Source organism: Avibacterium endocarditidis, assembly GCF_002921145.1.
Taxonomy (GTDB): Bacteria; Pseudomonadota; Gammaproteobacteria; order Enterobacterales; family Pasteurellaceae; genus Avibacterium; species Avibacterium endocarditidis.
The window spans coordinates 1-8,692 of record NZ_PQVI01000098.1; the positions used below are offsets into that span (position 1 = coordinate 1).

Consider the following 8,692-nt stretch of genomic DNA (forward strand, 5'->3'; position numbering starts at 1 on the left):
ATTGTGAATTACCCTCTTATTTTTTGTATTTTTAGATAAAGTATTTTCTCTTAGAGAAAACAATAATGTGATTGCTGATTAATCATATAAAAGGAGAAATAATATGACGGGCATCGCACTCATTATTAGCTTTATCCTTGCTATCCTGATTATGATTTTTTATGATAGCGAAATTAAAAGTTCACCCTTTCCTCGCATTAATGAGCAATTTCCCTTGCTTTAGCACTTCTTGCGGGCATTCCTCTCACTAAAATTCCAGCAATGGTTGGAGCTGGCTTTAGTGGCACATTTAAGAGCATCGGTATTGTGATTATTTTCGGTGCAATTATTGGTATGGTGCTAGAAAAAACAGGAGCAGCCTTAAAATTAGCAGATATGGTTGTTAAACTGGTTGGGCAAAAACGACCAGAGCTGGCTATGCTTATTATGGGCTGGGTTGTTGGTATTCCTGTATTCTGTGATAGTGGTTTTGTTGTATTAAACCCAATTCGTGAAGCGATTCAGAAAAAATTGCCGCTAATCCCGTTGGTACTGCCGTTGCACTGAGCGCAGGGCTTTATGCCGCACACGTTTTTATTCCGCCAACACCAGGGCCAATTGCCGTGGCAGGTGGATTAGGTTTAGAGCATAATTTATTATTAGTCATTCTTATGGGGATTGCAGTATCTATTCCTGTTTTGATTGCAAGTTATCTTTTTGCCAAATTTATTGGTAAGCGAGTGATTTTGCAAGATGATGCTAATGATGAATTGATTGCTCAAGGTTATGAAGCCTTATTGAAAAAATATGGCACTTTACCTAATGGCTTTTTAAGCCTTGCGCCGATTTTTGTTCCTATCATTTTAATGGCACTAGGTTCAATCACTAAAATTTCAGGCGCAACAGGGGATATTGCCAATTTCATTTTATTCTTAGGCAATCCGATTATTGCCTTAGGAATTGGATTAATCTTTGCCATCATTCTTATTTTTCAATGTGGCAAAATCAGTGAGTTTGAAACCTTAACCAACGACACCCTAAAACTCGTTGGCCCAATTCTGTTTATTACAGCAGCTGGTGGCGTATTAGGCAAAGTGATTGTTGAAGCGGGATTCGTAGAATATATTAAAGAAAATGCGCATATTATTAGTAGTGCGGGTATTTTCTTTCCATTTATTATTTCAGCAATTTTGAAAACCGCACAAGGCAGCTCTACCGTAGCAATGATCACCACTGCGGCAATTATGGGAATGTTTAATGTTGATGATTCTCTAATGAGTGCATTAGGATTAACCAGTGAAATTGCTGCCGCGCTGACCGTAATGGCGATTGCGGCAGGGGCAATGTGTGTTTCTCACGCTAATGACAGTTACTACTGGGTGGTAACAAACTTTAGTAAAATGACACCACAACAAGGCTATCGCACACAAACCACACTCACTTTTATTATGGGAATTGTGGGGATTAGCACTGTTTATGTCCTTTCCTTAGTTTTACTTTAACAGGAATTAACAATGAAAATACTCATCGCACCAGATTCATTCAAAGAAAGTTTGACCGCGTTTGAAGTGGCAGAAGCGATTGAAATTGGGTTTCGCAAGATTTTTCCGCACGCGCAATATTGCAAAATCCCAATGGCTGATGGTGGGGAAGGCACGGTGCAATCTTTGGTGGACGCTACGCAAGGAAAGCTGATCCAATGCACGGTTACCGCCCCTTTGGGCAATAAGATTGACGCCTTTTGGGGGCTTTCTGGTGATGGTGAAACCGCATTCATTGAAATGGCAGCGGCTTCAGGATTGCATCTTGTGCCAATGGAGGTGCGTAATCCATTGAAAACCACCAGTTTTGGCACGGGAGAATTGATTTTGAACGCCTTAAATTATGGGGTGAAAAAAATTATTCTCGGCATTGGTGGAAGTGCAACCAATGATGCTGGTGTTGGAATGTTGCAAGCCTTGGGCGCGTGCTTTCTCAATGCTGAAAATCAATCTTTGGGCTATGGCGGTGAACAGCTAATTCACACCGCTCATATTGATTTAAGCCAGCTTGATTCACGTTTAGCGCAAGTACAAATTGAAGTGGCTTGTGATGTGAATAATCCATTATGTGGTGAAACTGGTGCATCTGCCGTGTTTGGTCCGCAAAAAGGCGCAACCGTGCAAATGGTGCAACAACTTGATGCCGCGCTTGCTCATTTCGCCGAGAAAGTACGGCAACAGCTTGGGATTAATATCGCTAATCAAGCAGGGGCAGGAGCGGCTGGCGGAATGGGCGGTGGATTATTGCTGCTACCTAAAGTGCGGTTGAAAAAAGGCGTAAATATTGTGTTAGAAACCTTAAATTTTAGCGCTCAAGTGCAAGATGCCGATTTGGTGATTACGGGCGAAGGGCGAATGGACGGACAGAGTGCTTACGGAAAAACGCCCATTGGTGTCGCCAAAACTGCTAAGCAATTTGATAAACCTGTGATTGCTATTGTTGGCTGCCTACGGGAAGATTACGAAGTGGTGTATGAACAGGGCATTGACGCAGTCTTTCCGATTATTCGTCAGCTCGATAGTTTGGAAAACACCTTGCGTTCGGGGAAAGAAAATCTGATTTCAACGGCGCAGAATATCGCCAGATTTTATCAGTTAGCGATGAAATAACAGAATAGTGAAAAGACAAGTGCGGTGGAAAATTTTCAGATTTTTCACCGCACTTTATTTTTAGGCATAAGATACGTTTTTCTACCAACTTTTCTACATTAACTTCCTGTAGCTTGCTACTTTACTATCTCGATAAAGCTTGCGAAAAAACGGAGCACTTCCCTACTCCATCGTCTTTTTCTTTCCTAGTCAGTCAGCTTATCAATTCCCAAATGACGATAGGTTCGCAATGTGGCGATACGCCCTCTTGGGGTGCGTTGTAAAAAGCCTTGTTGGATTAAATAAGGCTCAAGCACATCTTCAATGGTTTCACGTTCTTCACCAATGGCGGCGGCAAGGTTGTCTAACCCCACAGGCCCACCGTCAAAACGTTCAATAATGGCACTGAGTAATTTACGATCCATAAAGTCGAAACCTGCGGGATCAACATCTAACATTGAAAGGGCGGATTTGGCAATTTGTGCGGAAATTTGCCCTGCATTTTTAACATCGGCATAATCTCTCACACGGCGTAATAAACGGTTGGCAATACGCGGTGTACCACGAGAACGACAGGCAATTTCTTGCGCCGCATCTTGTTCAATGGCTAAGTTTAAACATTGCGCACTGCGTGCCACAATGGACGTGAGATCTTCTACGGAATAAAATTCTAAGCGTTGCACAATGCCAAAGCGATCACGCAAAGGGGAAGTGAGCGAGCCAGCTTTGGTGGTTGCGCCAATTAAGGTAAAAGGGGGCAAATCCAGTTTAATTGAGCGTGCCGCTGGACCTTCACCAATCATAATATCGAGCTGATAATCTTCCATTGCGGGATACAGCACTTCTTCAATGGCTGGGGAAAGGCGGTGAATTTCGTCAATAAATAGCACATCGTGCGGTTCAAGATTGGTCAGCATTGCCGCTAAATCGCCTGCTTTTTCAAGCACTGGCCCTGAAGTGGTGCGGATATTTACTCCCATTTCATTCGCCACAATATTGGCAAGGGTGGTTTTCCCTAACCCTGGTGGGCCGAAAATTAATAGGTGATCGAGCGCATCTTGGCGCAGTTTGGCGGCTTGGATAAAGATTTCCATTTGCTCACAGACCTGTGGTTGCCCTACATAATCGGTGAGTAATTTAGGGCGAATGGCACGATCAATGACTTCTTCATCGAATTTTTCCGTTGCGCTGACAATTCTATCTACTTCAATCATTATTCTGCCTTAATTTATAATGCCGCTTTCAGGGCTTCGCGGATTAATTGTTCGCTGTTAAGTGCAGGATCGGCAACTTTCTTCACCATTTTTTCCGCTTCACTTGCTTTGTAACCTAACGCGATTAATGCCGCGACTGCATCATCAATTTGAACATTTTCTTTATTTGGTGATTTTTCTGCCGCAGGTAAATGCGTGCTTTCAATAAAGAAATCGCCTTGTTGTAAATCCTTAAATTTCCCTTTTAATTCAACCAGTAAACGTTCTGCTGTTTTTTTGCCCACGCCGGGGATTTTGACTAATTTAGACAATTCTTCACGTTCTATGGCATAAGCAAATTCATTGACAGACATCGCAGATAAAATGGCGAGTGCCAGTTTCGGGCCTACACCGTTGGTTTTGATTAGCTCACGAAATAACGTGCGGTCTTGCTTGTGGGAAAATCCAAACAGCAAATGTGCATCCTCTCGCACGACCAAATGGGTAAATAAGGTTGTTTGCTGCCCTGTTTCTGGCAAGTTATAAAAGCTGGTCATTGGCAATAAAAGCTCATAGCCCACGCCTTGCACATCAAGCAAAATTTCTGGTGGTTGCTTTTCGACTAATAATCCTGTTAAACGGCCTATCATAATTTCCCCTTAAAACGATTTGCCATAGGATAAAATAAAACTGGATAAATATCCAGTTTTAAACGATAAATTTTCACGCTTAGCCATTATAAACGAAAACGCCCACGGCTATATCTTGGACGCAAAAGTGCGGTGTTTTTTCCCGCTGTTTTTTGCATATTCTGATTAATTTGCGATAAATGCGCGAAAGAATGGGAATGCGTGATGGCAATGGCTAAGGCATCGGCAGCATCGGCTTGCGGTTTCGCGGAAAGATTAAGAATGCGCGTTACCATTTCTTGCACTTGAGTTTTATCGGCCGCCCCTGTGCCAACCACCGTTTGCTTGACTAAGCGCGCGGCATATTCAAACACGGGTAAATCGTGGTTCACAGCAGCAACAATCGCCACGCCACGGGCTTGCCCAAGTTTTAAGGCGGAATTGGCATTTTTCGCCAAAAATACTTCTTCAATGGCAAACATTGTGGGCTGAAATTGCGTGATAATTTCGCTTACCCCCGCATAAATGCGCTTTAAACGGGTTGGCATATCTTCTGCTTGAGTGCGAATCACCCCGCTGCCTAAATAGTCCAACTTTAACCCCACTTGACGGATTACGCCATATCCCGTTAAGCGAGAACCGGGGTCAATTCCCAAAATAATTGCCATTCGATTTCCTGTTTGAAAAGGTTCAAATACCCTAAACAAAAAAGGTGCTTTCGCACCTTCTTCCATTACGCATTAAAGCAAGGCTGCCACTTCATCACTGATTTCGCCGTTGTGATACACATTTTGCACATCATCACAATCTTCTAGCATATCAATTAAGCGTAATAATTTTGGTGCAGTTTCCGCATCAAGATTTACCGTAGTTGATGGAATCATTGTTACTTCGGCTTCTTGAATTTTGAAGCCTGCTGCTTCAATGGCTTCACGCACCGCACTTAAATCTTCCCACGCAGTGTAGATCTCAAAGCTGCCGTCTTCTTGTGGTTGAATATCATCTGCGCCTGCTTCAATTGCTGCTTCTGTAAGCGCATCTTCATCGGCTTCCGCAATTAAAATCAACCCTTTTTTACTGAACAAATAGCCAACAGAACCCTCTGTCCCTAAGTTTCCACCGCATTTAGTGAAGCTTGGACGAACCTGTGAAATGGTGCGATTTGCGTTATCACTTAAACATTCTACCATCACCGCTGTGCCACCAGGGCCATAGCCTTCATAAACTTTGGTTTCCATATTGGTGTCATCGCCACCGCCCACACCGCGATCAATTGCACGGTTGATGGTATCGCGCGTCATATTGTTAGAAAGGGCTTTATCCACCGCCGCACGCAAACGCGGGTTAGCGCTCACATCACCGCCACCAAGTTTGGCTGCGGTAACCAATTCACGGATTAATTTAGTAAAGATTTTTCCACGTTGGGCATCTTGGGCGGCTTTACGGTGTTTAATATTCGCCCACTTACTATGTCCTGCCATTTTTTTTCCTTCTGTTTTTGTGATCTTTTTGATCTTGAGTTTAATTAAATTTGTTTGTTTTTATAAATGGTTTCGCCGTTGGCGACTTATGTTCACCACAATAGGCGTCATATCATTTAGTGTGTAGTTATTGCTACTATCAAATCTCCCCCTACCCATCTTTTCTAAAGAGGGGGATATGAGCGTATGATTAACTCATTTTGAGCTATAACTACTAAATTCCCCTCTTTCGCAAAGAGGGGTTAGGGAGATTTGGCAGAATTTATTCCAACCAAATAATCAATCAGCCCTTATTTACCAAATATTTCTCAATCGCTGCGGCGTTATTTGGCGATTTTGTCATTTGCACGGCCTGTTGTGGGGAAACCCATTTAAAGGCCAAATGCTCGCTTAATTGCGGTTCAAATTCCTGCTCCACGGCGCATAAAAACCAATGTTCGCGCGCGTGGGTGATATTCGGTGCGTATTTATAGCGGAAATGGGGAAAAATTTCAAATTCTACGCTTTCGTTGCAATCAAAAAGTGCGGTTGAATTTGGTGAAATTTTTAACCGCACTTCTTCCCAAAGCTCTCGGATTGCTGTTTCTCTTGCGGTTTCGTCATTTTCCATTGAACCTGTTACCGACTGCCAAAAATCAGGATCATCTTTGCGTTGTAGCATCAACACGCGATTTGTGTTTTTGGCGTAGATAATAACAAGAACACTTTGGGGGTTTTTGTATTGCATAGAAGAAGAGAAGACGTGAGTTCTCTCACGCCTATTCACATTATTTCTCGTTTTTCACCACGCTAACCCCTAACTCCGCCAATGCCTGCGGGTTGGCATAGCTTGGGGCTTCGGTCATTAAGCACGCGGCGGCGGTGGTTTTCGGGAAGGCGATAACATCACGAATGTTGTCTGTGCCAGTTAAAAGCATCACTAAGCGGTCTAAACCAAAGGCTAAACCTGCGTGTGGTGGTGTGCCGTATTTTAAGGCATCAAGCAAGAAGCCGAATTTTTCTTGTTGTTCTGCTTCGTTAATGCCAAGAATGCGGAAAACGGTTTGCTGCATTACAGGATCGAAAATACGCACAGAGCCGCCGCCCACTTCATAACCGTTAATCACCATATCATAAGCATTGGCTACTGCTGCTGTTGGATCTTGTTCAAGCTGTGCAGGGCTGAAATCTTTTGGAGAGGTGAACGGGTGGTGCATTGCGGCAAGGTTGCCTTCTTCATCACGTTCAAACATAGGGAAATCTACCACCCAAAGTGGTTTCCATTCTTCTAAGCGAGTTAAGCCTAAATCACGGCCTAATTTCAAGCGTAATGCGCCCATTGCGTCAGTGGCAATGTTCCATTTATCCGCCCCGAAGAAAAGAATATCGCCGTTTTGTGCTTGCACACGGGTTAATAACGCATTTAACACGTCTTCAGAGAGGAATTTTGCGATTGGGCTTTGCACGCCTTCTAAGCCTTTTTCAAGCTCATTGACTTTTAACCACGCCAATCCTTTCGCTCCGTAAATGCCAACAAATTGGGTGTATTCGTCAATTTGTTTACGGGTAATGCTTGCACCATTTGGCACGCGGATTACGGTTACGCGCCCATTTGGATCATTAGCAGGGCCGCTGAATACTTTGAAATCCACGTCTTTGACTAAATCAGCCACGTCCACCATTTCTAACGGGTTACGCAAATCAGGCTTATCTGAACCGAAACGTTGCATTGCCTCCGCCCAAGTCATCATTGGGAATTTACCGAGATCTACGCCTAAAATGTCTAACCATAATCCGTGGATCATTTGTTCCATAATTGCACGCACTTCAGGGGCGGTTAAGAATGAGGTTTCCACATCGATTTGGGTAAACTCAGGCTGGCGATCCGCACGCAAATCTTCATCACGGAAACATTTTACAATTTGATAATAGCGGTCAAAGCCCGACATCATCAATAATTGCTTAAATAATTGTGGCGATTGCGGTAGAGCATAGAATTTACCCTTATGCACACGGCTTGGCACTAAATAGTCGCGCGCGCCTTCAGGGGTGGCTTTTGTGAGCATTGGGGTTTCAATATCTAAGAAACCGTGATCATCCATAAAACGGCGTACAAAACTGGTGATTTTCGCACGGGTTTTTAAACGTTGCGCCATTTCAGGGCGGCGTAAATCTAAATAACGGTATTTTAAGCGTTGCTCTTCGGTGTTATTTTGATTGAAATCCAACGGCAACACATCAGAGGCATTGTAAACAGAAAGGGATTTCGCCAATACTTCCACTTCGCCTGTTGTCATATTTTTATTGATTTGATTTTCAGGGCGCGCAATGACTTCGCCTTTAATTTGCACGCAAAACTCATTACGCAAGCCCGCTGCAGCGGTGAGTGCTTCTTGATATTTCGGGTCAAAGCAGACTTGTACAATACCTTCACGATCACGCAAATCGATAAAAATCAAGCCACCTAAATCACGGCGCTTATTCACCCAACCGCTCAGAGTAACTTCTTGTCCAATGTTGCTGCGGTTTAACGCCCCGCAATAATGAGTTCGCATCATAATATTTTCCTTATTGAAATCTAAAAAAAGTGATAACCGCAAGATTATAGCGGAAATCTTGGGGGGATAGAATTGTTTATTCAGTGAATTTATTAAATTCAGTGCAAGGACTTGCTGTGTATGTTGTAAAATTTTCCATTTGTGAGAACCGCAGTCTTTGCTCTAAAAATGCAGGCAAAATAAAGTGCGGGGGGAAATTTTGTGAAAATCCGAAATTTCAGTAAGTACAAGTGTTTTATGCCA

Annotated in this window: 7 protein-coding genes and 1 pseudogene; 2 read left to right on the forward strand and 6 right to left on the reverse strand. The window is 43.2% G+C overall.

The window, feature by feature from the left end; genetic code table 11:
- Positions 1 to 103 precede the first annotated feature (103 nt).
- Positions 104 to 1,481, forward strand: a pseudogene (locus C3Z13_RS07960) (GntP family permease).
- Positions 1,482 to 1,493: 12 nt separating this feature from the next.
- A complete protein-coding gene (locus tag C3Z13_RS07965; RefSeq protein WP_103855570.1) occupies positions 1,494 to 2,630 on the forward strand; it encodes a glycerate kinase in 1,137 nt (378 codons plus the stop codon).
- A gap of 185 nt (positions 2,631 to 2,815) precedes the next feature.
- On the opposite strand, the gene ruvB is transcribed toward C3Z13_RS07965, so the two are convergent.
- From ruvB to aspS, 6 genes are all read right to left on the reverse strand, one after another.
- A complete protein-coding gene (gene ruvB, locus C3Z13_RS07970) occupies positions 2,816 to 3,823 on the reverse strand; it encodes a Holliday junction branch migration DNA helicase RuvB (RefSeq protein WP_035685781.1) in 1,008 nt (335 codons plus the stop codon).
- A gap of 14 nt (positions 3,824 to 3,837) precedes the next feature.
- A complete protein-coding gene (gene ruvA, locus C3Z13_RS07975; RefSeq protein ID WP_103855571.1) occupies positions 3,838 to 4,452 on the reverse strand; it encodes a Holliday junction branch migration protein RuvA in 615 nt (204 codons plus the stop codon).
- Between the two features lie 86 nt (positions 4,453 to 4,538).
- Positions 4,539 to 5,099 carry a crossover junction endodeoxyribonuclease RuvC gene (gene ruvC / locus C3Z13_RS07980; RefSeq protein WP_103855572.1) on the reverse strand — a complete coding sequence of 187 codons (561 nt, stop codon included), beginning with the start codon at positions 5,097 to 5,099 and terminating at the stop codon, positions 4,539 to 4,541.
- 72 nt (positions 5,100 to 5,171) lie between these two features.
- Complete coding sequence (locus C3Z13_RS07985) at positions 5,172 to 5,912, reverse strand: YebC/PmpR family DNA-binding transcriptional regulator (protein ID WP_103852766.1); 741 nt, start codon at positions 5,910 to 5,912, stop codon at positions 5,172 to 5,174.
- Between the two features lie 283 nt (positions 5,913 to 6,195).
- A complete protein-coding gene (gene nudB, locus C3Z13_RS07990) occupies positions 6,196 to 6,639 on the reverse strand; it encodes a dihydroneopterin triphosphate diphosphatase (RefSeq protein WP_103855573.1) in 444 nt (147 codons plus the stop codon).
- A gap of 40 nt (positions 6,640 to 6,679) precedes the next feature.
- Positions 6,680 to 8,449 carry an aspartate--tRNA ligase gene (gene aspS, locus C3Z13_RS07995; protein WP_103855574.1) on the reverse strand — a complete coding sequence of 590 codons (1,770 nt, stop codon included), beginning with the start codon at positions 8,447 to 8,449 and terminating at the stop codon, positions 6,680 to 6,682.
- Positions 8,450 to 8,692 lie beyond the last annotated feature (243 nt).